Genomic DNA, 24,349 nt, shown 5'->3' on the forward strand with positions numbered 1-24,349 from the left:
GGGGTGGGCATGGCTGCCCACCATTGTTCATCCTTCGATAATCGCCAGATCTTTCGAAAAACGCTTCCAGTTCTCAATGTATTTTTCCGCGGAATGACGCAGGCCAGCGACGGCTTCGTCATCCAGCGTTCGGATGGCCCGCGCCGGCGAACCGACGATTAGCGAATTATCCGGAAATTCCTTGCCTTCCGTCACCAGCGCATTGGCGCCAACGAGGCAGTTGCGGCCGATCTTCGCGCCGTTCAGGATCGTTGCGCCCATGCCGATCAGCGAATTGTCGCCGATGCTGCAGCCATGGACGATGGCGTGGTGGCCGATGGTGCACATTTCGCCGATGGTCGCGGCAAAGCCGGGATCGCTGTGCACCATCGCGCCTTCCTGAATATTGGTGCCGCGCCCGACGCTGATCGGCTCGTTATCACCGCGCAATGTCGCGCCGAACCAGATTCCGACGTCTTCGCCGAGCGTCACCGAACCGATGACATTGGCATCGGGGGCGACCCAGTAACGATCCGGGGCAGGGATTTGCGGCACCCGGTCGGCGAGGCGGTAAAGCGGCATTCGGTTTCTCCCTCTGGATTATGCGCCGGCAGCGATCAGGCGACCGTGACCGACAGCGTGCCGACACCGTCGACGCCGCAGTCGATGCGATCGCCGCGCAGGATCGGGCCAACGCCGGCCGGCGTGCCGGTCATGATCACGTCACCGGCGGCAAGCGTGAAGAGCTTGGAAAGCTCGGCGATCACTTCCGGCACCTTCCAGATCATCTGTGCGAGATCGCCCGTCTGCTTGCGCTCGCCATTGACATCAAGCCAGATCGCGCCGGTGGCGGGATGGCCGATCTTGTCCGCGGGAACGATGGCGGAAACCGGGGCGGAATATTCAAACGCCTTGGCGCCTTCCCAGGAACGGCCCATTTTCTTCAGCCCGTCCTGCAGGTCGCGGCGGGTCATGTCGATACCGACGGCATAACCCCAGACATGGTTCAGAGCCTCGTCCGCTGGAATATCCGCGCCGCCGCTTTTCAGCACCACGACGCATTCAACCTCGTAATGCACGTTCGAGGACAGGGACGGATAGGGGAAATCATTGCCGGCGGGCAGAAGATTGTCCGGGTTCTTCTGGAAATAAAAGGGCGGCTCGCGCGAGGGATCATGGCCCATCTCAATGGCGTGATCGGCATAATTGCGACCGACGCAATAGACCCGCCGCACGGGGAACATCTCATCCGTGCCCTCAACGGGCAGAAGAACGGGTTTCGGGGCGGGGATGACGGTGGCGGCCATGAGAATTTCCTGTCGTCTCTTTAAGGTGCAATTCTTGTCCCGCGATTCCGGGCTGATTTCCAGTTGAAAATGCTGTCGAGCGCAAAACTGGCTTTTTACGGTCCTTTGCTGTAGAAGCCGGCGCAAAGAGGTTAATCCATGTACAGACAAGCGCTTGCCAGCGGCGAAAAAATCTTCGCCGTGGCCCCCATGATCGACTGGACCGACACAAGGTGCAGATTTCTGCACCGGCAATTGTCGAAGCGCGCCCTGCTGTTTACCGAAATGATCGTTGCCGATGCCATCATCCATGGCCAGCGCGACAGGCTGCTCGGTTATCATCCGCAGGAACATCCTGTCGCGCTGCAGCTTGGCGGATCGGACCCGGCCAAGCTTGCCGAGGCGGTGCGGATTGCCGGCGATTACGGTTATGACGAAATCAACCTCAATGTCGGCTGCCCTTCGGATCGGGTGCAATCCGGCACCTTCGGCGCCTGCCTGATGCGCGAGCCCGAAGTCGTGGCGCAGTGCGTTTCGGCGATGAAGGCGGTTGCGGCTGTGCCGGTGACTGTCAAATGCCGTATCGGGGTGGACGATCAGGAGCCGGAAACCGTGTTGCCGGATTTTCTGACGCATGTTGTCGCGGCCGGCGCGGATGCCGTGTGGATCCATGCGCGCAAGGCCTGGCTGCAGGGGCTCTCGCCGAAGGAAAACCGCGAGGTGCCGCCGCTCGATTATGATCTCGTCTATCGTATGAAACGGGAAAATCCCGATGTCTTCGTCGGCATCAATGGCGGTATCGCCGATCTCGATCAGGCGTGTGACCATCTGAAACATATGGATGGCGTCATGCTCGGCCGTGCCGCCTATCACAACACCTCCATTCTCGCCGATGTCGATCACCGCATCTACGGTGACGAGGCCCGGCAAGCCGACTGGATGGGGTTGCGCGACGCGATGATGGCCTATGCCGCCGATTATATTGCTGCGGGTGGGCGTCTCAACCACGTCACCCGCCATATGGTCGGTCTGTTTCAGGGCATGCCGGGCGCGCGCCGTTTCCGGCAAATCCTCTCCAGCGACGCCAGCCGTCCGGGTGCAGGGACGGAGGTGATTGAGGCGGCTTTCGCAGCGATCGATTTCAACCCGACGAAGGAACTGGCGGGCTGAAGGCTGGAAACGGCATTCTTGCGATTTTATGCCGTCGGCGACCAGGGCGTTGCGGAGAGTTCCGCAGCCTCAATCGGGGGATATCCTGGAGCATTTCGAGTAAAACTGCGTAGTGGTTTTACGTCCGGAACGTGCGGAAAAACAAAGGGCCGGAGCAGATCCGGCTGTTCTATTTAGACCGGACTGCTCTAGGGAGCGACCCAAACTAGCCCCCGCCATTCCCTGTCCGTATGACCGGGCATGGAGAAATCGCGCGATGGTTCGCGGATCAGGCCAAGGCGCGACATGACGGCCTGGGAGCGAAAATTATCGGGGCTGGTATAGGCGATGATCCCAGCTATTCCCGCGTATCCGGTAGCATGGGTCAGCGCGGCTTTTGCGCTTTCGGTCGCATACCCTTTTCCCCAGGCCTGCCTTATGAAACGCCAGCCGATTTCGTGGTGCGGGCCAAGTGGATGATCTTCGGACAGGCGCGGCATGACGCCGGCATAACCGAGAAACAGGCCATCGGGATTTTCAACCGCCCAGCGGGCGATGCCCTGTTCGCGCTCTGCCCTGCGGTAGCGCTCGAATTTTTCCCTGCTCCGCGTCTCGTCCGCCGGGCCGCCCTGATCGGCCATCACCTCCGGATCGGATTGCATTGCGGCGAAGGCTTCAAAATGGTCCTCCCGCCAATGGCGCAGGCGCAAACGTTCCGTCTCGATCATATTCATTCCGGCCAGCCCTCTGATAACGACAGCCTTTTGCCGGCGAAACGCCTTGTGTCGTCATTGGCATTCTTGCCGGCGTGAGATGACGGGAATGAGACGCGAGCTGTCTATTCTCCGGATACCGAATGTTTTTCGGTACGACGATTTATCGGTGACGCTGCAGCATCCGGTGGTCAGCGTCACCGCGTCACTCAGACAGCCTTTTGCAATTCCTGCGCACCGTTGGGTGCATTGACCTTGCCGCCAGTGATGAAGAAGGCGAAAACGTCACGCGGCGTTTTTTCCGCTTTCCGGTCGGGCGCGATCAGCGGCAGATCGTCGGGTACGCCGCCCGCCGCATAGGTCTCGACCCGTTCTGCCCAGTGGCCGATCTCCGTCTTCGGGTAACAGGTTGCGATGTCGTCTTCGCCCTTCTGCAGGCGGCAATAGACGAAATCGGCCGTGACATCAGGCAGCATCGGGTAATCGTGATGATCGGCGCAGACGACGGCAACCTTGTGTCTGGCGAGAAGATCGATGAACTCCGGCACCTGGAATGTCGGGTTGCGCACCTCGACCACATGGCGAAGGCGGATACCATCCTGCTTTTCAGGCAGGAGCGCCAGAAAGGCGCCGAAATCATCCGCGTCGAATTTCTTCGTGGGGGCGAATTGCCAGAGGATGGGGCCGAGATGGGAGCCGAGTTCCGTCAGCCCTTGAGTCAAAAACTTCGTCATGGATTCCCCGGCCTCGGCCAGAACCCTGCGGTTGGTGACGAAGCGGCTTGCCTTTAGCGAGAATACGAAATCCTCAGGCACTTCTGATGCCCATTTGGCGAAGGTTTCCGGCTTCTGGCTGCTGTAATAGGTGCCGTTCACCTCGATGGCCGTGAGTTGCCGGCTGGCGTGTTCCAGCTGGCGCTTCTTTGGCAGTTTTTCCGGGTAAAACGTGCCTTCCCATGGCTCGAAGGTCCAACCGCCGATACCGGTGCGGATCGTGCCTGATGTCGACATATGCTGTTCCTCCCAATTCTGCGCCGTTTCCAACCCGCCGCGCTATCGCCATTCTCCAGCTTTCAGCGACGGCCGGTGTGTTTTCTGATCATGGATCCTCGCCTCAAGAGCGAGAATGACGGAGAAGGCTCGGGGACCATCGGTGTCCCGACAATTACTCCGCAGCTTCCCGCTTGCCGGCCGGCCGGCGGTCCAGAAGTTCCTTCAGGAAGTGACCCGTATAGGAGCGCTCGACCTTGACGATGTCTTCCGGTGTACCGGTGGCCACCACTTCGCCGCCGCCCGTGCCGCCTTCAGGGCCGATATCGATGATCCAGTCGGCCGTCTTGATGACTTCGAGATTGTGTTCGATCACCACCACGGAATTGCCCTGTTCCACCAGCGCATGCAGCATTTCCAGAAGCTTGTTGACGTCGTGGAAATGCAGGCCTGTCGTCGGCTCGTCGAGAATATAGAGCGTGCGGCCCGTCGAGCGTTTCGACAGTTCCTTGGCAAGCTTGACGCGCTGCGCCTCACCGCCGGAAAGGGTGTTGGCCTGCTGGCCGACCTTGATGTAACCGAGGCCGACATCGAACAGCGATTGCAGCTTGTCGCGCACCGCCGGCACGGCGGCGAAGAACTCAACGCCTTCCTCCACCGTCATATCCAGCACGTCGGCAATGGATTTGCCCTTGAAAGTCACGTCCAGCGTCTCGCGATTGTAACGCTTGCCGTGGCAGACATCGCAGGTGACATAGACGTCAGGCAGGAAGTGCATTTCGATCTTGATGACGCCATCGCCCTGGCAGGCTTCGCAGCGGCCGCCCTTGACGTTGAAGGAGAAACGGCCGGGCGCATAACCGCGCGCCTTGGCTTCCGGCAGACCGGCGAACCAGTCGCGGATCGGTGTAAAGGCGCCGGTATAGGTGGCCGGGTTGGAGCGCGGCGTGCGGCCGATTGGCGACTGGTCGATGTCGATCACCTTGTCGATGAATTCGAAACCATCGATGCGGTCGTGTTCGGCCGGGATTTCGCGTGCGCCCATCACCCGGCGCGCCGCCGATTTGTAGAGTGTCTCGATCAGGAAGGTGGATTTGCCACCACCCGATACGCCGGTCACGGCCGTGAAGACGCCAAGCGGCACGGCGGCCGTGACATTCTTCAGATTGTTGCCACGCGCGCCAAATACCTTGATCTCGCGGCCCTTCTTGGGCTTGCGGCGTTCTGCCGGCACGGCGACACCGAGCTCACCGGAGAGGTATTTGCCGGTTAGCGATTTCGGATTGGCCATCACCTCCTGCGGCGAACCTTCGGCAATGACCTGACCGCCATGAATACCAGCGGCCGGGCCGATATCGACCACATAATCCGCCGTCAGAATGGCATCCTCATCATGTTCGACCACGATGACAGTGTTGCCGATATCGCGCAGGTGTTTCAGCGTATCGAGCAGGCGGGCGTTATCACGCTGGTGCAGGCCGATCGACGGCTCGTCGAGAACGTAGAGAACGCCTGTGAGGCCGGAACCGATCTGCGAGGCCAGCCGGATGCGCTGGCTTTCACCGCCGGAAAGCGTGCCGGAATTGCGCGACAGGCTGAGATAATCCAGCCCGACATCGTTCAGGAACCGCAGGCGTTCGCGGATTTCCTTGAGGATGCGGACGGCGATCTCGTTCTGCTTGGCGTTGAGGCTCTCCGGTAGCACCTCAAACCAGTCGCGGGCGGTGCGGATCGACATTTCGGTGACTTCACCGATATGCAGCCTGTTGATCTTGACGGCGAGCGCTTCCGGCTTCAGGCGATAACCGGCGCAGGCCGGGCAGGGAGCCGCCGACATGTAGCGTTCGATTTCCTCGCGCGCCCAGGCGCTGTCAGTCTCTTTCCAGCGACGCTCCAGATTGGGCACGATGCCTTCGAAATTCTTCACCGTCTTGTAGGAGCGGGCGCCGTCCTGATAGTTGAATTCGATCTTGTCATCGGTGCCCTGAAGGATGGCCTGCTGCGCGTCCTTCGAAAGCTCCGACCATTTGCTGGAAAGCTTGAAACCGAAGGCCTTGCCGAGCGCTTCCAGCGTCTGGTTGTAATAGGGTGATGAGGATTTGGCCCAGGGAGCGATGGCGCCGTCACGCAGGGTGCGGGCCGGCTCGGGCACAATCAGGTTTTCATCCACCTTCTGCTGCGAGCCAAGGCCATCGCAGCTGGGGCAGGCGCCGAAGGGATTGTTGAAGGAGAACAGCCGCGGTTCGATTTCCGGGATGGTGAAGCCGGAAACGGGGCAGGCAAATTTCTCCGAAAACAGCACACGCTCATGGGTTTCGTTGAGAGACTTGTTGGCGGAACCGCCGGCGGCTGTCTCTTCCGGCGGCAGGGGCTTGTCGGCAAATTCCGCGACAGCCAGCCCGTCGGCGAGCTTGAGGCAGGTCTCGAGACTGTCGGCAAGGCGTGCGGCCATGTCCGGGCGAACCACCGCACGGTCCACCACCACGTCGATATCGTGTTTGTATTTCTTGTCGAGGGCGGGCACGTCGGCGATTTCGTAGAACTGACCATCCACCTTGACGCGCTGGAAGCCCTTCTTCATCAGGTCGGCGAGTTCCTTTTTATATTCGCCTTTGCGCCCGCGCACCATCGGCGCGAGAATATAAAGACGCGTACCTTCCTCGAAGGCGAGGATGCGGTCGACCATCTGGCTGACCGTCTGGCTTTCGATCGGCAGGCCGGTGGCCGGCGAATAGGGGACGCCGACACGCGCGAAGAGAAGGCGCATATAGTCGTAAATCTCGGTGACCGTGCCAACCGTGGAGCGCGGATTGCGCGAGGTGGTCTTCTGCTCGATGGAGATTGCCGGCGACAGGCCGTCGATCTGGTCGACATCCGGCTTCTGCATCATTTCGAGGAACTGGCGCGCATAGGCGGAGAGGCTTTCGACATAACGGCGCTGGCCTTCGGCATAGATCGTGTCGAAGGCGAGCGACGACTTGCCCGAGCCGGAAAGCCCGGTCATGACGATCAGCTTGTTGCGCGGCAGATCGAGATCGATACCCTTGAGATTATGCTCGCGGGCACCACGGATGGAAATCGTCTTCAGTTCACTCATGACAAGGCTCGGATAAAAACAACAGGCTTGATGGCGGCGCGTCCTTATGTAGTGACGCAGCCGGACGTGTCGAGGTCTATTCCCAATCGGTCGCAGCTTTTCGGAATGCTTGACTCGAAATCTGCGATTTAATAGAACAAAAAAGGAACGAATTGCAAGCGCGAATGTCTGCTCCCGCAGCATAAGATTATTCTTTGTGGATAGTTCCATGCTTGCGGTGCCCTTTGCGGGCAGCGGCAGCTATTGTGTGGCGAATTTTTTGAAATGCAATTGCCGGTCATGATGGCTGGCGGACAGGATGACGAGATGGCTGGTAGCGTAAACAAGGTAATTCTGATCGGAAACGTGGGCGCCGATCCCGAAATCCGCCGGACGCAGGATGGCCGCCCGATCGCCAACCTGCGCATAGCCACTTCGGAGACCTGGCGCGACCGCAACAGCGGCGAGCGCCGTGAGAAGACCGAATGGCATACCGTCGTGGTTTTCAACGAAGGCCTGTGCAAGGTCGTCGAGCAATATGTCAAGAAGGGCGCCAAGCTCTATATCGAAGGCCAGCTGCAGACGCGCAAATGGCAGGACCAGACCGGCAACGACCGCTACTCCACCGAAATCGTGCTGCAGGGCTTCAACTCCACGCTGACGATGCTCGACGGTCGTGGCGAAGGTGGCGGCGGCCGCAGCGGCGGCGGTGATTTCGGCGGTGGCAATGACTATGGCAGCGGCGGTGGCTCGGGTTATGGCGGCGGTTACGACCAGCAGTCTTCGTCGCGCGGCAGCTCTTCGCGGGGCGGCGGCCAGCCTTCCGGCGGCTTCTCCAACGACATGGACGACGATATCCCGTTCTGAGCGGACGGCGAATACGTAAAGGCGTGACAGGAGACAGGCATGAGTGACGAATTCGCACCGAAACAGCCGGCGACAAAACAACCGGCTACCTGGCGCATCATTCTCGCTTTCTTCCTTGATTTCTGGACGGCGTTTTTCGCCGCCGGATTTCTCGTCGCAGCGGTTGCTGGCGGGCGCACGCCACAGGGTTTTGCCCTGAATGGCGTGCCCGCCTTTGTCGCCTTTGCGCTGATCATCGCCTATTTCGTCGTGCTCGGACGGTTCTTTGGCGGCACGCTATGGCAGCGTCTCCTGAAGGCGAGACGCTAACCGCCCCGTCTTGCCGCCCCCCAGGGAGAGGCAGGCACTTCGGTATCGCGGCAGGCTATGCCGCGACCTTGTCCGCCAGCATCGCAACCATGACGTCGGATTGCGACACGATGCCCACCATCTTGCCCCTGGCATCGATCACCGGCAGATAATGCAACCCTTCCTCCGCAAAGCGGATGATGGCTTCCTCGATCGAGGTTTCCGGCCGCACGGTTCTCACGGGTGAAGTCATGATGTCCTTGACGGTATCGTTGGGAGCACTTGCGCCTGAGAAGATGAGGCGCAGCCGCTGCAGGAAACCGATCGACGGGCGACCGTTTCTCCAGCTTGCCTTTTCCAGAAAATCCGTCTGGGTAACGATGCCGACGATTTCCGCCCTGTCATTGGTGACCGGCAGTGCCTTGAAATGATGGCTGTGCATCAGCGCATGGGCGTGGCGCAGGCTGTCCTCAGGGGCGACGCCGACGACATCGCGCGACATGACGCTGGCGCAATCGAGATGCAGCGCGCGGCGCCGCCAGGAGCGCAGCTCGGTTTTGCGCAGGATGGTTTCCAGTTCGTCACGATCGATATCGAGAACCTCGTCATATTCCTTCAGCACCTCATCGAGATCGGTGGAGGAAAAGCCGATTTTCTGGATAGGCGTCGGATCGGTGGTGCCGTGGGCGGCCTTTCCAAGCTTCAGGCCATGCGGATAGGCGCGGCCGGTGGCATTGTTGTAGGCGAGCGCGAGCGCAAGAAGGATCAGCGAATTTCCGGCGACCGGCCACAGCAGGAAACCGTATCCGAGGCTGTGCACCGCGGGGCCGCCGAGAACGGCCGTCAGCGCCACCGCGCCGCTTGGCGGGTGCAGGCAGCGCAGCGCCATCATGGCGGCGATGGCGAGGCTGATGGCAAGGGCGCTGGCGAGGAATGGGTCCGGAAGGAGCAGCGCCACCGTCACCCCCACGAAAGCCGATACGAGATTGCCGCACAGGATGGACCAGGGCTGGGCCAGCGGGCTAGAGGGGACCGCGAATAAAAGCACGGCCGATGCGCCCATCGGCGCGATCATGGCGGGCAGGGTTGGGTCGAAACGAAGAGCGAGGCTACCCAGAAGACCGGTCAGCAGAATGCCGACGAAGGCGCCGGTCGCGGAGCGCAGCCTTTCCCTGTTACTGACGGGTGCGGCATCCGGGATCAGGCGGCGCAGCGTGGAACGCATGGAGATAACTTTCGAATCCGAAAAAACATGCGTCTTTTAGCCGAAGCGGCAGCCGGATTTAAAGGGAGGATTTTCCTGCATTTCAACGATTGGCAGGAATTTATTGCGCAGGTCTCGCCACGCGTGGGCGGCTCAGAAAGCGAAGGCCGATTTTATGCCGTCGACCACGAATTGCACGGAAAGCGCCGCAAGCAGAACGCCGAGCAGCCGGGTGAGGATGGCGCGACCGGTATTGCCGAGAAACCGGTCCATACGCTCCGAAACGATGAGGGCCGCGTAGACAAGAGCCATGGCGAAAGCGAGGATCAGGATGAGCACGACCATCTCGATGGTGGTCTTCATCGTTCCGGCGAGAAGGACGGTGGCGGAAATGGCGCCCGGTCCGGCGATCAGGGGGAGCGCCAGCGGAAAGACCGCCAGATTGTGAAGGTGGTCCTTGGTGATGGCGATCTCGGAGGTCTTTTCCTTGCGCTCCTGACGCTTCTCGAAAATCATCTCGAAGGAAATCCAGAACAGCAGAAGGCCGCCGGCGATGCGGAAGGCGCCAAGCGAAATGCCGAGCAGGTTGAGGATGGCAAGGCCGAAAAGGGCAAAGACGGCGAGGATGCCGAAGGCGATGATGGAGCCGCGCAGCGCCACCTGGCTGCGCTGGTCGCGCGTCATGCCGGCGGTCAGCGCCAGAAAGACGGGCGCAAGCCCCGGCGGATCGAGCGTGACCAGAAGTGTGGTAAGCGCGTTGATGAGCGTTTCGCTGCTGGCCATTCTTTCCCCGTCGGTTTTGTTTTTAGACGCAAGCCTACGCAAGTCGCCAGCACTTTGAAAGGGAGCGGCGCGCTTTTGCCGGGCTAAATCGTGAAAAGCGGCGCTCGTCTTGCAAATGACGCAAAAGCCTGTTCAAAACTCGCCGGGAAATTGGCTTAACGTGGCTGTTTCCGCTATAAAAATCCATCCGATTCTTAACAGAGAATGTGATCCGTTTTGACTGACCAGAGCCCCCCCGGCGGCGGAAAGCTTCCGCCAGGCATTGAACCGATTTCCATCATGGAGGAAATGCAGCGGTCGTATCTCGATTACGCCATGAGCGTTATCGTGTCCCGCGCGCTTCCCGATGTGCGAGACGGCCTGAAGCCGGTTCATCGCCGTATTCTCTACGGCATGTCCGAACTCGGCATCGACTGGAACAAGAAATACGTCAAGTGCGCCCGCGTCACCGGTGACGTGATGGGTAAATTCCACCCGCACGGCAACATGGCGATCTACGACGCGCTGGCGCGTATGGCGCAGGACTGGTCGCTCCGCCTGCCGCTGATCGACGGCCAGGGCAATTTCGGCTCCATCGACGGTGACCCGCCGGCGGCCGAGCGTTATACCGAATGCCGTCTGGAAAAGGCCGCGCATTCGCTGCTCGACGACCTCGACAAGGAAACGGTCGATTTCCGCGACAACTATGACGGCACGCTGCAGGAACCGGTCGTCATTCCGGCGAAGTTCCCGAACCTGCTGGTCAACGGGGCAGGCGGCATCGCCGTCGGCATGGCCACCAACATTCCGCCGCACAATCTGTCCGAAGTCATCGACGGCTGTATCGCGCTCATCGAAAATCCGGCGATCGAATTGCCGGAGCTGATGCAGATCATTCCCGGACCGGATTTCCCGACCGGCGCGTTAATCATGGGCCGTTCCGGCATCCGATCGGCTTATGAGACGGGACGCGGATCGGTCATCATGCGCGGCCGTGCGACCATCGAGCCGATGCGCGGCGACCGCGAGCAGATCATCATCACCGAGGTTCCCTATCAGGTGAACAAGGCGTCGATGATCGAGAAGATGGCCGAACTGGTCAAGGAAAAGCGCATCGAGGGCATTTCCGATCTGCGCGACGAATCCGACCGGCAGGGTTACCGCGTCGTGGTGGAGCTGAAGCGCGACGCCAATGCCGATGTCATCCTGAACCAGCTTTATCGCTACACGCCGCTGCAGACCTCTTTCGGCTGCAACATGGTGGCGCTGAACGGCGGCAAGCCCGAGCAGATGACGCTGCTGGACATGTTGCGCGCCTTCGTCGCATTCCGTGAGGATGTCGTCAGCCGCCGCACCAAATATCTGCTGCGCAAGGCGCGCGAACGTGCGCATGTGTTGGTCGGTCTTGCAATCGCCGTTGCCAATATCGACGAGGTCATCCGCGTCATCCGGCATGCGCCCGACCCGGCTTCGGCGCGCGAAGAGCTGATGACGCGGCGCTGGCCGGCGCAGGATGTGGAAAGCCTGATCCGTCTCATCGACGATCCGCGCCACCGCATCAATGATGACGGCACCTACAATCTCTCCGAAGAGCAGGCACGCGCCATTCTCGAATTGCGCCTTGCCCGCCTGACGGCACTCGGCCGCGATGAAATCGGCGACGAGCTGAACAAGATCGGCGCGGAAATCAGCGAATATCTGGAAATCCTGTCCTCGCGCCTGCGCATCCAGCAGATCGTCAAGGACGAGCTCGGCGCCGTCCGCGACGAATTCGGCACGCCGCGCCGCTCCGAGATCGTCGAGGGTGGCCCGGACATGGATGATGAAGACCTCATCGCCCGTGAAGACATGGTCGTCACCGTCTCGCATCTCGGCTATATCAAGCGCGTGCCGCTGACCACCTATCGCGCACAGCGTCGCGGCGGCAAGGGGCGTTCCGGCATGGCGACGCGCGACGAGGATTTCGTCAACCGTCTCTTCGTGGCCAACACCCATACGCCGGTGCTGTTCTTCTCCTCGCGTGGCATTGTCTACAAGGAGAAGGTCTGGCGCCTGCCGATCGGCACGCCGCAGTCCAAGGGCAAGGCCCTTATCAACATGCTGCCGCTGGAGCCCGGCGAGCGCATCACCACCATCATGCCGCTGCCCGAGGACGAAAGCACCTGGGAAACGCTTGATGTGATGTTCTCGACCACGCGCGGCACGGTTCGCCGCAACAAGCTCGGCGATTTCGTGCAGGTCAACCGCAATGGCAAGATCGCCATGAAGCTCGATGAGGAGGGCGATGAAATCCTCTCCGTCGAAACCTGTACGGACCGCGACGACGTGCTGCTGACGACCGCGCTTGGCCAGTGCATCCGCTTCCCCGTGGACGATGTACGTGTCTTTGCCGGACGCAATTCGGTCGGCGTGCGCGGCATCAACATGGCCGAAGGCGATCGCATCATCTCCATGACCATTGTCGGCCATGTGGAGGCTGAGCCGTGGGAACGTGCCGCCTACCTCAAGCGCTCGGCAGCCGAACGGCGTGCCGCTGGTGTCGACGAGGAAGATATTGCACTCGTTGGCGAGGAAGTGACGGAAGAGGGTGAGCTGAGCGAAGAGCGTTATCAGGAGCTGAAGGCACGCGAGGAATTCGTGCTGACGGTTTCGGTGAAGGGTTTCGGCAAGCGCTCGTCCTCCTATGATTTCCGCACATCGGGTCGCGGCGGCAAGGGTATCCGTGCCACCGACACTTCGAAGACGGCCGAGATCGGCGAACTCGTTGCGGCATTCCCCGTCGACGAAGGCGACCAGATCATGCTCGTTTCCGATGGCGGCCAGCTTATCCGCGTACCGGTAAACGGTATCCGCATCGCCAGCCGCGCCACCAAGGGTGTCACCATCTTCTCCACCGCGAAAGATGAGAAGGTGGTTTCCGTGGAGCGCATCAACGAGCCTGAGGGCGACGACGAAGCCGACAATGGTAATGGCGAAGAAGCGGACGGCTCTGTGTTGGATGCGCCTGAGGCGCCGGAGAGCGAGGCATAAGCCGCCTCGTTTCCTCCACCCACTAATAAAAACCCCGCGGCGCACAGGCACCGCGGGGTTTTTCTTTGGCTTGTCTTGTGGTTGGTGTCTTTTACCGGATACGCATATGGATCGGTGCGCGTCCGGAACGGCGGGCGACGTGAAGGTGGATGCTGGCTTCCGGCTGATTGGCGCGCCATGCGCGGGCGCCATGCGACAGAAGCAGGCTGACGAGATCACGCGTCTTCGCCTTGGAGCGGTTGAGACCGAGATCGGCGATACGCATCGCCGCCTCGTGAATGGGATGCAGAACCGACAGGCTGCTTTGCCCGTTGCCAGACGCAATGTCCGAATAATTCTCGTTGACTGCCATCTTGGAAAGCCTCGCTACACATTACACAATTCGAGGAGACAGGCGATGCGTCGGGAATGAAACACCGCCTGCGGAAACGTCTCTTACTGGAGCGACGCCCAGCAGCTGACGCCTTTCTTTTTCAATGCATTGCATGCATTTACCGCGGCGTTCTGGCCATCAAAGCCGCCGAAACGGGCACGGTAGATCTGGGAGCCGTCCTTGCTGAAGGCCACCGTGAAGGGTTTTGCGGAGCGCAGGGCCGCGCCGCCTTTTTCCTGGGTGCTCTGCAACAGGCCGCGGGCGGAGTTTTCATCCGGCGATGCGCCGATCTGGATCACCCAGCCGGCCTGCGGAGCCTCGGACCTGGCCGAAACCGAAGGGGAGGCGACGGAAGCCGTGACGATATTGTCCACCTTGGTCGAGTTGGTGATCAACTTGCGGTCCGGTGGGATGGGCGCCTGAACGATCGGGTCCTTGCCCTTCTGCCAGGTGGCGGCTTCCATGGCCTTTACTGCGGCGTTGGAAGAGGAGGCGGCAAAGGCCGTGACCGGTGCTTCCTCATAACGGGCCTGCGGTACCGGGCCTGCATGCGGCAGACCGGAATCGGTCGCGGCAACTGCAACGGAGGGAACGGCTGCCGCCACGGCGACCGGTTCCTCGATCGGCGCGGACCGCGTCTGTGCGATCAGGTTGCTGTTGCCACCGCGGGAGGCCTGCGGAAGATAGGTTGCAACGAGCTTGCGCATCGTGGCGTCACGGGCGGCGCTGGAGCGGCCACCAAGGACGACGGCGACGATGGAGCGGCCATCGATCTGCGCCGAGGTTGCAAGATTGCTGCCGGCTGCACGGGTGTAACCGGTCTTGATACCGTCCACGCCCCTGACGGTTCCGACCAGGCGGTTGTGATTGCCGATGACCTGCTTGCCGAAATTGAAGGTACGGGTGGAGAAATAGCCGTAATATTGCGGATAATGCTGACGAAGGGCGATGCCGAGGCGGGCCTGGTCACGCGCCGTCGTCATCTGCGCCGTGTTGGGCAGGCCGTTGGCGTTGCGATAGGTCGTACGGGTCATGCCGAGTGCGCGGGCCTTGGCGGTCATCATTCTGGCGAAACGGTCTTCCGAGCCGCCGAGATATTCACCAAGTGCGGTTGCCATGTCGTTGGCGGAGCGGGTGACGAGCGCGAGGATTGCCTGCTCGACGGTGATGCTGCCACCGGCGCGCACACCGAGCTTGGATGGCGGCTCCTTGGCGGCATTGGCCGACACAGGCACTTTCGAATCCAGCGAGATACGGCCGGCGCTCAGCGCCTCGAACGTCAGATAAAGCGTCATCATCTTCGTCAGCGAAGCGGGATAACGCAAACCATCCGGATCCTCGCCGTAAAGAACCTTGCCGGTCTTGGCGTCGATGACGATGCCCGCATATTTCGGATCGGCCTGCGCGGTGCCAACGGATGTTGCGGTTATGAACGCCGCAGCAAGGGTCAACGCCAGAAACCTTACAAAAGACGTCGCACCCGCCTTGCGCGAATGTGCCCCAGATAGACTTTTCAACACTGCTGAACTCTTCAATCGCATATTTCTATTCCGCTCGGACACGCCCCGCCCGATTGCTCCGGGAAGAAACTTTATCGGGATGGCGTTACCAAGTGGTTTATGAAAGGTATCCGCCTTCCATAAAATGCGACTTTTGGCGCGCAATCTGTGCCATGGCGTTTCACGTATTTCCGTCTTTTAAGAGGCGCTGTTCGACATAAGCCTTCACATCCGCGTCGAGCTTTTGCCATTGCGGCAGCAGGCTTGCGGAAAAACGGTAGAACAGGGTGAGATCCTGGCCGACATGGATATCCCTCTGGCAATCGCTGCCCGTTGTTTCCTCGGGCTTTTGCGGCAGCAGGCAGCGCACGACGTAATCGCTCTCGCCCTCGCGCCGTCCGGTCAATACGACCTCCTTGCCGTAACCCGAATCCGGCCGCAGACGGTGCAGCAGCAGGCCGTGCTTCAGCGGCACGGGCTCTCCCTGTGTCAACCGGGCATAGATCGGCCAGAAACGGCCCGACATATCCTGCGACATGGTGCTTTGTGACAGCTGGATAAAGATCAGTCTCGTCACGTGAGCTGGATCATCGAATGCGGCGCGATTCGCATCCTCATATCCCTTGAGGTCGGGCCAGGTGAGGTAAAGATCGATCCGTTCCTGTTCGCCACCCTGGCGGTCGGCGGGCATGCGCAGCGTATTTTTCGCAAGTTTCAGCCGGTCGTTGCCGATGGTGATCTCCACCGTATCGGTTGCCGTCGTATGGCCCGCCTTGAGAATCCGTTCGCCGTACCATTTGATGCCGACATTGAGCACGATGACGACAATGAGGAGGATTCCGGCAATGACGGCGACGCGGCGCATCAGAGACGATGAAAACAGGGGGCTTTCGTTTTGCATGGGCCTCCAAATTCGCTCTTGCCGCCAATGCGGTTTCCGGGCCGGAAATGGGCTGACAAAGCTTTAACCTGCGGCGATCGCCATTGAAATGATGTTTTGCCGCTGTTACCTGATAGCGACAAGCAGAGGACGGCATATGGCAGCGCGCGACAGATATTCCCGGAAACTCGAATGTTCCAAATGCGGCCATCAGGGTTTCGCCGAAGTGTCGGAATCGGATGACAAAACCCGCCGTGACGTCGATTTTCGCATCGATGACATGCCCCGGGGATTTCGCACGGAACGCGCCTCGGGCGATCCGACGGATTTCATGATCCGCTGCGCGCAATGCGGCAATATATTCCGTTTCCTGCAGAAAACCGCCTATGCGCCGGGAGGCGAACCGCGCGTCAAGGCCTGAACGGAAGGTGCCGGAATGACGTTACCGCAACAACCGAACGGGGAGCCGCAGCGGCGCAAGCCGATCTGGCCGTGGATATTGCTCCTGGTTCTGACGCTCTGCGCCATCTATTCCTATAATCGCGCCAACGAAATCATTGCCGAACTTTCCGACACCTTGCCGCGGGCGCTGCTCAACCTGTTCGAGGATATTCTCCGGGATGGAGGACGGCACGGTGACGGCGGACCGGGCATCGGCGTTTAAGCGATAAAAGGTATAAGGTGCGTGCGCTGGCGTGGCCTGTCTTGGCCGGGCGTCCTCTATAAGCGACGCCAAAAAAAAGCCCCGCAGATGGCGGGGCAGGTTGATCGCTCGGGGAAAGTTGGGCAATGCCCGGGAGCGATGTGACTATATAAGCGACAATAGTGCTGACGTGATAGGCCATTTCCGTCCCAAACAGTACGCCGGCGCATAAATTTTGCTCATTGCGAAGTTGAGGAGGGGGCGTCACGCGGAGGAGCTGGATGACGGGTTGCCGTGGCTGAAGGGCCAGAGAGATCCTTCGCCGGTTGCAAAACGACGAAAGCGAACAGACAATCGGCGCCACATGCTTTTCGATTCTGCCTGTTGCCTCGAATTCCCCATATTCCACCCTAACATAACCGGACATGAGCAGACGCATGGACAAATCCGGAATTTTCTTCGTGGCGCTGTTGCTGGTGCTTGTTGCAATTGTTCTCAGCCTGACCCTGTTTGATTCGGCTCAGCAGGTTCCGAATGTTCCCTCAGGCGAGGGATCGCTGCTGCCGCCGGCAACGACGCCAGGACAATGACAAGTCAACGGAAACAGGAGGACCAGGGCGGCTTGCGCGGGCGGGATTGACGGCCTTTTTCAAACCGTTATAAAGCCTCACCACCAAAGGATGGGTGTCCGAGTGGTTTAAGGAACCGGTCTTGAAAACCGGCGTGCGTGAGAGCGTACCGTGGGTTCGAATCCCACCCCATCTGCCATATATCCATGAAGACGAACACAAAACGTCGTGGGTCGGGTTATTGTCCGCCGCGTGCTTGTCGTTACGCCATCGGCATATTTCCCGTATCCCCTGACATGAAGAACCCGCCTTATTGGCGGGCTCCACGGTTTAAGAAGCGTCCCGACCTCAGATTTCCGGGCAGCCGCGTTCGTTGGCGAAGGTAATGCGGCTTGGTCCGCGGCGTGTGAAGCCTTCAACCACGACGCGGCCGGGTGTGACACGAACCACTTCCGGATCGCGCAGGCCGGCGTCACGGGCCGCGGCGCGGGCTTCGCGCTCGCTGCAGCCGCGCATACGTGGCTGGCCACGACGGTCGCGATCACGATCACGATCGCGGATGACAGGGCGGACGCCGTCCGGGCCGATCCTCAATTCCATATCCTGTGCGCTTGCGGGAATGGGTGCCGCGACGGAGGCCATTGCGAGAATGAGCGCAAGGCCTGCGGTTTTGCCCGTGGTTTTAATCGACTTGATCATGTTTCCTCCCTCAGCCTAAACCGGCGGAAAGCTCGTTTATCTGCGCGGAGGAAACGCGGTTGCGACCGGTTTGTTCCTCGGGATGGAGTTGCGGAGGGAAGGAACGGGCAGGGGAAATGTGCCTGACGGACACCCCGAAAAGATACAGATCATTAACCACGTTCGTTACAATTTTATCGAATTTGCAAAAGTCGTTCGCATTTTCGCCACGTTATGCACAAGATTAAGCGACTGTTAGGTGCTTCGATGGCAGGGGCAAATAATCGAGGCAAGTGAGGGTGCGGTTCTCCGAGCCAATAGCAGCGTGGGGCAGACGATTTGAATTCTACGGTCAAGAAACTCGGCATCAGCACCAGATCGGGTGCGAAGTGGCTTGCAATTTCCGTGCTTTGCGCCGCAACGGCGTCGTGTTCCACCACGTCTGAAACCAAGCCCAAACCCAAGCGCAGCAAGGAATATTTTTCCGAGTCGGAATATGGCGTCAAAGCCAGCCCGCGTGTCGCCGATGGCAGGAGCATTCCCAAGGGCGGCGGGCGAGAGCTGATCGGCAATGCCTATACCGTGAAGGGCCGCCGTTATTTTCCGAAAGAGGAGCCGGGTTACAACAAGACCGGTCTTGCCTCCTGGTACGGTTCAGCCTTCCACGGCCGCCTGACGGCGAATGGCGAAGTTTACGACAAAGAACATCTTTCTGCCGCACATCCGACATTTCCCCTGCCGAGCTATGCGCGTGTCACCAACATGGAAAATGGCGCTTCCGTTCTGGTGCGCGTCAACGATCGCGGGCCATTCCATGAAGGGCGCCTGATCGACGTTTCCAGCAAGACGGCCGATCTGCTCGACATGAAGGCTACCGGTACGGCGAATGTGCGCGTGCAATATGCCGGCCGCGCGCCGCTTGACGGACACGACATGCCCTATCTGATGGCATCCTATGTTCCGAAGGGGTCGCGCTCGCCGGGCGTGGCGCCGGAAGGGCAGATCGCCACGGGCGTCATGGTGGCTTCGGCGTCTCCGAATTTCGTTCCGGCTCCTGCATCGAACCCGAATTATAGCGGTTCGACGCAGACGGCGCTGGTCGGCTCCAAGAAGAGTGCGGCTCTGCAGGCCATGCCGCTGGTCAACGGCCCGGCACCGGCTTTCGAGCAATTCGCGATCCTGCCGGAAATCGGGCCCTTCCTCGCCGAGCGGCCGGAAGGCAATTTCCTGCGTGAGCCGGCAGCACCCGGCGGCAACTATCTGCGCGTGCCGACCCCGTCCTCCAAATATGCGGCGGCCTATTCGGAGGAATCCGCTACGGTCTCCAGAACGGCACGCGCCTTTGACAGCGTGCTCGTCGATCGTGGCGCGCTCAACGAGCAATCGATACTCGCCCATGTGAAGCGTCAGCAGGCGAAGTCGCGCTGACGAATTGAAGAATACGGCTGCTTCTCGCCTTCATCGCGGGCAGCCGGTTACGGCAGGCAGGACTGGGCGGTTTCATGCGCAAAGCCATTCATCGCTCCTATCGGTCGGTCGTCGCGGCGGCCGCCTTTGCGTTTTTCAGCGCCGGTACGGCGCAATCGCAGACGGCGCCCTTCATCGCCAAGGCCGAACAGGCCTATATGATCGATGCCGAGACCGGCACGGTACTTCTTTCCCAAAATGAGGATCAGCCCTTTCCGCCCGCATCGCTCGCCAAGCTCCTGACCGTGGAGGTGGTGCTGGATGCCTTGTCAAAAGGGCAGGTGACGCCGGAGACCGCTTATCCCGTCTCGGAATATGCCTGGCGCACGGGCGGTGCGCCGTCGCGAACCTCGACCATGTTCGCGGCGCTGAAATCCTCCGTCAGCGTCAATGATCTGCTGACCGGCATCATCGTGCAGAATGCCAATGATGGCTGCATCATCATCGCCGAAGGCATGGCGGGATCCGACGCGGCCTTTGCCAAGCGCATGACGGAGCGGGCCGGTGCGCTTGGCATGAGCCGCAGCACCTTTACCAATTCCACGGGGCTTCCCGATCCGGGCAACAGGACCACCGCCAGGGACATGGTGCGCCTTGCCCAGCATCTGCATGATACCTATCCCGACCGTTACGCGCTTTTCACCAAGCCCGATTTCGAATGGAACCGGATTTTTCAGCGTAACAAGAACTCGCTGCTGATGCCGGGCAGCGGTATAGACGGCCTCGGGCTCGGTTTTGCCGAAGGCAGCGGTTTTGCCGCCGTCATTTCGGCCGAGCGCGAGGGGCGGCGGGTCTATCTGGCGCTGTCAGGCATGACTGACGACAAGACACGGCAGGAGGAAGCCCGTCGTGTGGTGGACTGGGGCCTGACGGCCTTTGAAAAGCGCCATCTTTTCAGCAAGGATGAAGTGGTGGGGTCGGTGAGCGTCTATGGCGGCGATGCGTCCTATGTCGATCTCTCGCCGAAGGAAGATGTCAGCGTGCTGGTGCCGGTCAACAATCCGGAACGAATTTCCGGACGGATTGTCTATCGCTGGCCATTGAACGCGCCGCTGGACGCTGGCGCCAATGCGGGAACGCTCAAGGTTTTTTCCGGCGAGCGCTTGCTGCGCGAAGTGCCGCTTTATACCAAGGGTTCGGTCGGCAAGGGCTCGCTGACCCAGAATGCGGCGGGTGCTTTGAAGGAACTGCTGCTGTTCTGGCTCTGAAAATCCGCGCTTTGCGCCACTTTCCTCTATGCTTTTGTTCAGGCACCGGATTTTCTGAAAAGCGCTTCGCACTTTTTGGTTCGATGCTGTAAACAGGCATTTCAATATTTCCGGGAATTCCTCGCAGGACGTGACATTGGCCGAAAAGACTGGACTGTTCATCAGCTTCGAAGGCGGCGAGGGCGCCGGCAAGTCGACACAGATTCGCACGCTTGCCGAGGCGCTTCGCGGCCGCGGCTTCACCGTCGTCGTGACGCGCGAGCCTGGCGGCTCGCCGGGTGCGGAGGCTGTACGGCATGTGATTCTGTCGGGTGCGGCGGAATCCTTCGGTGTGCGCATGGAAGCAATCCTGTTTGCGGCGGCGCGCAACGACCATGTGGAGGAGGTCATTCGCCCGGCACTTGCACGTGGCGAGATCGTGCTCTGCGACCGGTTCCTTGATTCTTCCCGCGTCTACCAGGGCACGACCGGCAATCTGGAGCCGGATTTCATCGAAACGCTGCAACGGATCGCCATCGACGGTGTGGTGCCGGAACTAACGCTGATCTTCGATATCGCCGCCGAAAAGGGGCTGGCCCGCGCCCGAAAACGCGCGGATGAGGGGGCTGCGCCCGACCGGTTCGAAAAAGAGGAAATCGAAACCCACGAGAAGCGGCGGGAAGCCTATCTCGACATTGCGCTGGCCGAGCCGCGTCGCTGCCGGATCGTCAATGCCGACCAGCCGGAGGCGAAGGTGGCGGAGGATGTGATGTCCTTTGTCGAGCCCTTGCTCGAACAACTGGGAACTGCGGCGGGCGCGGCGCATGAGTGAGGTTCAGGGCGTTCTCGACGGCGCGATCGCACCGCAGCAGAACACGAAGCTTTTCGGGCATGAGGAAGTCGAAGCGTTCCTCGCCCAATCCTATCGTTCCGGCAAGGGCCACCACGCCATTCTCATCGAGGGACCGGAGGGGATCGGCAAGGCGACGCTCGCCTTCCGTTTCGCCAATCATGTGCTCAGCCATCCCGATCCGTCTTCGGCGCCGGATGTCCTTGCCGATCCCGATCCGCAATCGCTCGTCAGCCGGCAGATCATCGCCGGGGCCTCTCATAATCTGCTGCATCTCACCCGTCCGGTGGATGAAAAGACCGGTCGCGTGAAATCCGCCATCACCGTGGACGAGGTGCGGCGGGCAGGGCACTTCTTTTCCCAGACATCGGGCACCGGCAACTGGCGTATCGTCATCATCGATCCGGCTGATGATCTCAACCGTAATGCCGCGAATGCCATCCTGAAAATACTGGAGGAGCCGCCCAAACGGGCGATGTTCCTCGTCCTGTCGCATGCGCCGGGAAAATTGCTGCCAACCATCCGCTCACGCTGCATGCCACTCAGGCTCCTGCCGCTTTCCGATGCGGCCATGGTGCAATCGCTCGATCATCTCGGCATCAGCCCATCCGGCGAAAAACGCGACGCCCTGCTTGCCGCCTCAAAGGGCAGCGTGGCGCAGGCGTTGAAGCTTATGAATTACGGCGGCTCCGACATTGTCGAGGCCTTTGCCGAGGTCATGACGGCCGAAGGGCCGGGCGCGCGCAAGCGCATGCACAAGCTTGCCGAGGTTCTGGCGCAGAAGGACGGCGATATCGTTCTCGGCTTCTTCATGGAGCACGTGACGGAAGAGCTGATGGAACGGGCCCGGGCAGCAGCGATGGCCGGCGATATCGCGGCGGCGGAAAAACACGCGCGGCTTTCCTCGACGCTGTCGGAACGCATCAGCGTGGCGCAGGCCTATAATCTCGACAAGAAGCAGATGGTGCTCTCCATTCTGGAAGATGTTCGGGGCGTCTGACGGGCGAGGGATCGTATGGAACGTACGATTTCGATGGCGTGTAAACCTCTTCCGTCATGCCGGCCTTGAGCCGGCATCCAGCCACGGCGCGTCTGCGCCGTGAGACGAGTCTTTTGCGACCAAGGACTTGATCGCGCTGGACCCCGGATCTCGTCCGGGGTGACGGAGTGCGGAGCCGAGCGTTCGCCAAAATCCACTTTGTCCTCAAGCCGTCGTACAAAACGTACGCTTTTTCTTTCGCTGCTGCGAACAATGGTTTAAGAGCGGTCTATCCAAAAAACAGCCTGTAAAGTCGATCGACCGTCATGACAGACAAGACACCATTCTACATCACCACCGCGATCTCCTATCCCAACGGCAAGCCGCATATCGGCCATGCCTATGAGTTGATTGCGACGGACGCCATGGCACGTTTCCAGCGTCTGGATGGAATGGATGTGTTCTTCCTGACCGGCACCGACGAACACGGCCAGAAGATGCAGCAGACGGCGCGGGCGGAAGGCATTTCGCCGGAAGAGCTGGCGCAACGCAATTCCGACCAGTTCCGCGAGATGGGCAAGCTGCTCAACGCCTCGAATGACGATTTCATCCGCACCACGGAAGAGCGTCACCACGAGACCTCGCGCAATATCTGGAACCTGATGGCCGATAGCGGCGACATCTACAAGGACAGCTATGCCGGCTGGTATTCCGTGCGCGACGAAGCCTATTACGGCGAAGACGAAACGGAAGTGCGCACTGACGGCGTCCGCTACGGGCCGCAGGGCACGCCGGTGGAATGGGTGGAGGAGGAAAGCTACTTCTTCAAGCTCTCCGAGTATCAGGACAGGCTGCTGAAGCTCTACGAGGAGAACCCCGAATTCATCGGCCCGGCCGAACGGCGCAACGAGATCATCTCCTTCGTCAAATCCGGCCTGAAGGACCTGTCGATTTCCCGCACCACCTTCGACTGGGGCATCAAGGTTCCGAACGATCCCAAGCACGTCATGTATGTCTGGGTCGATGCCCTGACCAACTACATCACCGCCACGGGTTACATCGAAGACAGGAACGGCCCGCGTGCCAAATACTGGCCGGCCGACGTGCACATCATCGGCAAGGACATCATCCGCTTCCACGCGGTCTACTGGCCTGCCTTCCTGATGAGCGCCAAGCTGCCGCTGCCCAAGCGCGTTTATGCGCATGGCTTCCTGCTCAACAAGGGCGAGAAGATGTCGAAGTCGCTCGGCAACGTCGTTGATCCCGTCAATCTGGTCAGCCATTTCGGTCTCGATCAGGTCCGGTATTTCTTCCTGCGTGAAGTTTCCTTCGGCCAGGACGGCAGCTACAGCGAAGAAGGCATCGCCACCCGCATCAATGCCGATCTCGCCAACGGCATCGGCAATCTCGCCAGCCGTTCGCTGTCGATGATCGTCAAGAATTGCGATGGCCAGATTCCTGCGCCCGGCGAATTCACTGATGAAGACAAGGCGATGCTCGCTTCCGCCGACGGCCTGCTGGCGGTCTGCCGCGAGGAGATGGGCAAGCAGCTCCTTCACCGCGCGCTCGCTGCCATCATCGCCGTCGTTTCGGAAACCGACCGTTATTTCGCATCGCAGGAGCCATGGGCGCTGAAGAAAACCGATCCGGAGCGCATGGGCACCGTGCTTTACGTCACGGCGGAAGTGGTGCGCCAGATCGGCATCCTCCTGCAGCCCTTCATGCCGGAATCCTGCGACAAGCTGCTTGATCTCGTCGCCGCCCCCGCCGACAAGCGCGATTTCGCCGCGCTCGGCGAGGCCGGTCGTCTTGTTCCGGGCACGCCGCTCGAAGCACCGAAGCCGGTCTTCCCGCGTTACGTCGCACCGGAAGCGTGAAGGC

General features: G+C 60.4%; 23 protein-coding genes and 1 tRNA gene. 13 read left to right on the forward strand and 11 right to left on the reverse strand.

What is annotated here, in order from left to right:
* Window positions 1-27 precede the first annotated feature (27 nt).
* Together JZX88_RS06425 and JZX88_RS06430 are read right to left on the reverse strand one after the other, a co-directional pair.
* Window positions 28-561, reverse strand: coding sequence for a gamma carbonic anhydrase family protein (locus JZX88_RS06425; RefSeq protein ID WP_206913014.1), 534 nt, complete (start codon window positions 559-561; stop codon window positions 28-30).
* Between the two features lie 35 nt (window positions 562-596).
* Entirely contained in the window at window positions 597-1,286 is a 690-nt protein-coding gene (locus JZX88_RS06430; RefSeq protein WP_065115611.1) for a fumarylacetoacetate hydrolase family protein, read from the reverse strand.
* Between the two features lie 138 nt (window positions 1,287-1,424).
* Between JZX88_RS06430 and dusA the strand changes: the two genes are divergently transcribed.
* Complete coding sequence (dusA, locus tag JZX88_RS06435; RefSeq protein WP_206913015.1) at window positions 1,425-2,435, forward strand: tRNA dihydrouridine(20/20a) synthase DusA; 1,011 nt, start codon at window positions 1,425-1,427, stop codon at window positions 2,433-2,435.
* 188 nt (window positions 2,436-2,623) lie between these two features.
* On the opposite strand, the gene JZX88_RS06440 is transcribed toward dusA, so the two are convergent.
* The 3 genes from JZX88_RS06440 to uvrA all read right to left on the reverse strand — a co-directional run bounded on the left by JZX88_RS06440 (window position 2,624) and on the right by uvrA (window position 7,213).
* The gene (locus JZX88_RS06440) at window positions 2,624-3,148 is read right to left on the reverse strand and encodes a GNAT family N-acetyltransferase (RefSeq protein WP_077767615.1); all 525 of its coding nucleotides are present in this window, start codon (window positions 3,146-3,148) and stop codon (window positions 2,624-2,626) included.
* 188 nt (window positions 3,149-3,336) lie between these two features.
* Window positions 3,337-4,137 carry a DUF72 domain-containing protein gene (locus tag JZX88_RS06445; RefSeq protein ID WP_065116202.1) on the reverse strand — a complete coding sequence of 267 codons (801 nt, stop codon included), beginning with the start codon at window positions 4,135-4,137 and terminating at the stop codon, window positions 3,337-3,339.
* Between the two features lie 154 nt (window positions 4,138-4,291).
* Window positions 4,292-7,213 carry an excinuclease ABC subunit UvrA gene (gene uvrA, locus JZX88_RS06450; RefSeq protein ID WP_174031435.1) on the reverse strand — a complete coding sequence of 974 codons (2,922 nt, stop codon included), beginning with the start codon at window positions 7,211-7,213 and terminating at the stop codon, window positions 4,292-4,294.
* 264 nt (window positions 7,214-7,477) lie between these two features.
* Between uvrA and JZX88_RS06455 the strand changes: the two genes are divergently transcribed.
* Both JZX88_RS06455 and JZX88_RS06460 read left to right on the forward strand, forming a co-directional pair.
* The gene (locus JZX88_RS06455; RefSeq protein WP_065115608.1) at window positions 7,478-8,059 is read left to right on the forward strand and encodes a single-stranded DNA-binding protein; all 582 of its coding nucleotides are present in this window, start codon (window positions 7,478-7,480) and stop codon (window positions 8,057-8,059) included.
* A 39-nt stretch (window positions 8,060-8,098) separates the two neighbouring features.
* Window positions 8,099-8,368 (forward strand): hypothetical protein, encoded by a 270-nt coding sequence (locus tag JZX88_RS06460; RefSeq protein ID WP_206913016.1) that lies wholly within the window; start codon window positions 8,099-8,101, stop codon window positions 8,366-8,368.
* 55 nt (window positions 8,369-8,423) lie between these two features.
* Here JZX88_RS06460 and JZX88_RS06465 read toward each other — a convergent pair whose 3' ends face one another.
* Together JZX88_RS06465 and JZX88_RS06470 are read right to left on the reverse strand one after the other, a co-directional pair.
* Window positions 8,424-9,572: an HPP family protein gene (locus JZX88_RS06465; protein WP_110760425.1), complete on the reverse strand. Its 1,149-nt coding sequence runs from the start codon at window positions 9,570-9,572 to the stop codon at window positions 8,424-8,426.
* Between the two features lie 132 nt (window positions 9,573-9,704).
* Entirely contained in the window at window positions 9,705-10,334 is a 630-nt protein-coding gene (locus JZX88_RS06470; protein ID WP_110760424.1) for a MarC family protein, read from the reverse strand.
* 216 nt (window positions 10,335-10,550) lie between these two features.
* On the opposite strand from JZX88_RS06470, the gene gyrA reads away from it, so the two are divergent.
* Complete coding sequence (gene gyrA / locus JZX88_RS06475; protein WP_110760423.1) at window positions 10,551-13,343, forward strand: DNA gyrase subunit A; 2,793 nt, start codon at window positions 10,551-10,553, stop codon at window positions 13,341-13,343.
* A gap of 91 nt (window positions 13,344-13,434) precedes the next feature.
* On the opposite strand, the gene JZX88_RS06480 is transcribed toward gyrA, so the two are convergent.
* From JZX88_RS06480 to JZX88_RS06490, 3 genes are all read right to left on the reverse strand, one after another.
* A complete protein-coding gene (locus JZX88_RS06480; protein WP_065115603.1) occupies window positions 13,435-13,695 on the reverse strand; it encodes a hypothetical protein in 261 nt (86 codons plus the stop codon).
* Window positions 13,696-13,778: 83 nt separating this feature from the next.
* A complete protein-coding gene (locus JZX88_RS06485; RefSeq protein WP_206913018.1) occupies window positions 13,779-15,257 on the reverse strand; it encodes a D-alanyl-D-alanine carboxypeptidase in 1,479 nt (492 codons plus the stop codon).
* A gap of 139 nt (window positions 15,258-15,396) precedes the next feature.
* Window positions 15,397-16,116: a hypothetical protein gene (locus JZX88_RS06490; RefSeq protein WP_206913020.1), complete on the reverse strand. Its 720-nt coding sequence runs from the start codon at window positions 16,114-16,116 to the stop codon at window positions 15,397-15,399.
* 136 nt (window positions 16,117-16,252) lie between these two features.
* Between JZX88_RS06490 and JZX88_RS06495 the strand changes: the two genes are divergently transcribed.
* The 4 genes from JZX88_RS06495 to JZX88_RS06510 all read left to right on the forward strand — a co-directional run bounded on the left by JZX88_RS06495 (window position 16,253) and on the right by JZX88_RS06510 (window position 17,506).
* Window positions 16,253-16,516: a hypothetical protein gene (locus JZX88_RS06495; RefSeq protein WP_065115600.1), complete on the forward strand. Its 264-nt coding sequence runs from the start codon at window positions 16,253-16,255 to the stop codon at window positions 16,514-16,516.
* 15 nt (window positions 16,517-16,531) lie between these two features.
* Window positions 16,532-16,759: a hypothetical protein gene (locus JZX88_RS06500; protein ID WP_206913022.1), complete on the forward strand. Its 228-nt coding sequence runs from the start codon at window positions 16,532-16,534 to the stop codon at window positions 16,757-16,759.
* A 416-nt stretch (window positions 16,760-17,175) separates the two neighbouring features.
* The gene (locus JZX88_RS06505; protein WP_162854489.1) at window positions 17,176-17,328 is read left to right on the forward strand and encodes a hypothetical protein; all 153 of its coding nucleotides are present in this window, start codon (window positions 17,176-17,178) and stop codon (window positions 17,326-17,328) included.
* An 88-nt stretch (window positions 17,329-17,416) separates the two neighbouring features.
* Window positions 17,417-17,506: transfer RNA gene (locus JZX88_RS06510), tRNA-Ser, on the forward strand.
* Between the two features lie 149 nt (window positions 17,507-17,655).
* Here JZX88_RS06510 and JZX88_RS06515 read toward each other — a convergent pair.
* A complete protein-coding gene (locus JZX88_RS06515; RefSeq protein ID WP_206913024.1) occupies window positions 17,656-18,006 on the reverse strand; it encodes a hypothetical protein in 351 nt (116 codons plus the stop codon).
* Between the two features lie 318 nt (window positions 18,007-18,324).
* Here JZX88_RS06515 and JZX88_RS06520 point away from each other — a divergent pair, with 318 nt between their 5' ends.
* The 5 genes from JZX88_RS06520 to metG all read left to right on the forward strand — a co-directional run bounded on the left by JZX88_RS06520 (window position 18,325) and on the right by metG (window position 24,345).
* On the forward strand, window positions 18,325-19,413 hold the full coding sequence (locus JZX88_RS06520; RefSeq protein ID WP_206913026.1) for a septal ring lytic transglycosylase RlpA family protein: 1,089 nt from the start codon (window positions 18,325-18,327) through the stop codon (window positions 19,411-19,413).
* Between the two features lie 74 nt (window positions 19,414-19,487).
* A complete protein-coding gene (locus JZX88_RS06525; RefSeq protein WP_065115596.1) occupies window positions 19,488-20,660 on the forward strand; it encodes a D-alanyl-D-alanine carboxypeptidase family protein in 1,173 nt (390 codons plus the stop codon).
* A 136-nt stretch (window positions 20,661-20,796) separates the two neighbouring features.
* Window positions 20,797-21,471 (forward strand): dTMP kinase, encoded by a 675-nt coding sequence (gene tmk, locus JZX88_RS06530; RefSeq protein ID WP_065115595.1) that lies wholly within the window; start codon window positions 20,797-20,799, stop codon window positions 21,469-21,471.
* Window positions 21,464-22,489, forward strand: coding sequence for a DNA polymerase III subunit delta' (locus JZX88_RS06535; protein ID WP_206913027.1), 1,026 nt, complete (start codon window positions 21,464-21,466; stop codon window positions 22,487-22,489). The genes tmk and JZX88_RS06535 overlap by 8 nt, the downstream gene beginning before the upstream one ends.
* A gap of 305 nt (window positions 22,490-22,794) precedes the next feature.
* Entirely contained in the window at window positions 22,795-24,345 is a 1,551-nt protein-coding gene (gene metG, locus JZX88_RS06540) for a methionine--tRNA ligase (RefSeq protein ID WP_206913028.1), read from the forward strand.
* The last annotated feature ends 4 nt before the right edge of the window (window positions 24,346-24,349 follow it).

Source organism: Agrobacterium sp. OT33 (assembly GCF_017313365.1).
Taxonomy (GTDB): Bacteria; Pseudomonadota; Alphaproteobacteria; order Rhizobiales; family Rhizobiaceae; genus Agrobacterium; species Agrobacterium rhizogenes_A.

Coding starts and splice junctions, on each gene's coding strand:
- dusA (WP_206913015.1), top strand. CDS start 1,425: ATGTACAGACAAGCGCTTGCCAGCGGCGAAAAAATCTTCGCCGTGGCC.
- JZX88_RS06480 (WP_065115603.1), bottom strand. CDS start 13,695: ATGGCAGTCAACGAGAATTATTCGGACATTGCGTCTGGCAACGGGCAA.
- JZX88_RS06445 (WP_065116202.1), bottom strand. CDS start 4,137: ATGTCGACATCAGGCACGATCCGCACCGGTATCGGCGGTTGGACCTTC.
- JZX88_RS06490 (WP_206913020.1), bottom strand. CDS start 16,116: ATGCAAAACGAAAGCCCCCTGTTTTCATCGTCTCTGATGCGCCGCGTC.
- JZX88_RS06470 (WP_110760424.1), bottom strand. CDS start 10,334: ATGGCCAGCAGCGAAACGCTCATCAACGCGCTTACCACACTTCTGGTC.
- JZX88_RS06425 (WP_206913014.1), bottom strand. CDS start 561: ATGCCGCTTTACCGCCTCGCCGACCGGGTGCCGCAAATCCCTGCCCCG.
- JZX88_RS06455 (WP_065115608.1), top strand. CDS start 7,478: ATGCAATTGCCGGTCATGATGGCTGGCGGACAGGATGACGAGATGGCT.
- JZX88_RS06440 (WP_077767615.1), bottom strand. CDS start 3,148: ATGAATATGATCGAGACGGAACGTTTGCGCCTGCGCCATTGGCGGGAG.
- uvrA (WP_174031435.1), bottom strand. CDS start 7,213: ATGAGTGAACTGAAGACGATTTCCATCCGTGGTGCCCGCGAGCATAAT.
- JZX88_RS06505 (WP_162854489.1), top strand. CDS start 17,176: ATGGACAAATCCGGAATTTTCTTCGTGGCGCTGTTGCTGGTGCTTGTT.
- metG (WP_206913028.1), top strand. CDS start 22,795: ATGACAGACAAGACACCATTCTACATCACCACCGCGATCTCCTATCCC.
- JZX88_RS06460 (WP_206913016.1), top strand. CDS start 8,099: ATGAGTGACGAATTCGCACCGAAACAGCCGGCGACAAAACAACCGGCT.
- JZX88_RS06500 (WP_206913022.1), top strand. CDS start 16,532: ATGACGTTACCGCAACAACCGAACGGGGAGCCGCAGCGGCGCAAGCCG.
- JZX88_RS06515 (WP_206913024.1), bottom strand. CDS start 18,006: ATGATCAAGTCGATTAAAACCACGGGCAAAACCGCAGGCCTTGCGCTC.
- JZX88_RS06535 (WP_206913027.1), top strand. CDS start 21,464: ATGAGTGAGGTTCAGGGCGTTCTCGACGGCGCGATCGCACCGCAGCAG.
- JZX88_RS06525 (WP_065115596.1), top strand. CDS start 19,488: ATGCGCAAAGCCATTCATCGCTCCTATCGGTCGGTCGTCGCGGCGGCC.
- JZX88_RS06465 (WP_110760425.1), bottom strand. CDS start 9,572: ATGCGTTCCACGCTGCGCCGCCTGATCCCGGATGCCGCACCCGTCAGT.
- JZX88_RS06485 (WP_206913018.1), bottom strand. CDS start 15,257: ATGCGATTGAAGAGTTCAGCAGTGTTGAAAAGTCTATCTGGGGCACAT.
- JZX88_RS06495 (WP_065115600.1), top strand. CDS start 16,253: ATGGCAGCGCGCGACAGATATTCCCGGAAACTCGAATGTTCCAAATGC.
- JZX88_RS06430 (WP_065115611.1), bottom strand. CDS start 1,286: ATGGCCGCCACCGTCATCCCCGCCCCGAAACCCGTTCTTCTGCCCGTT.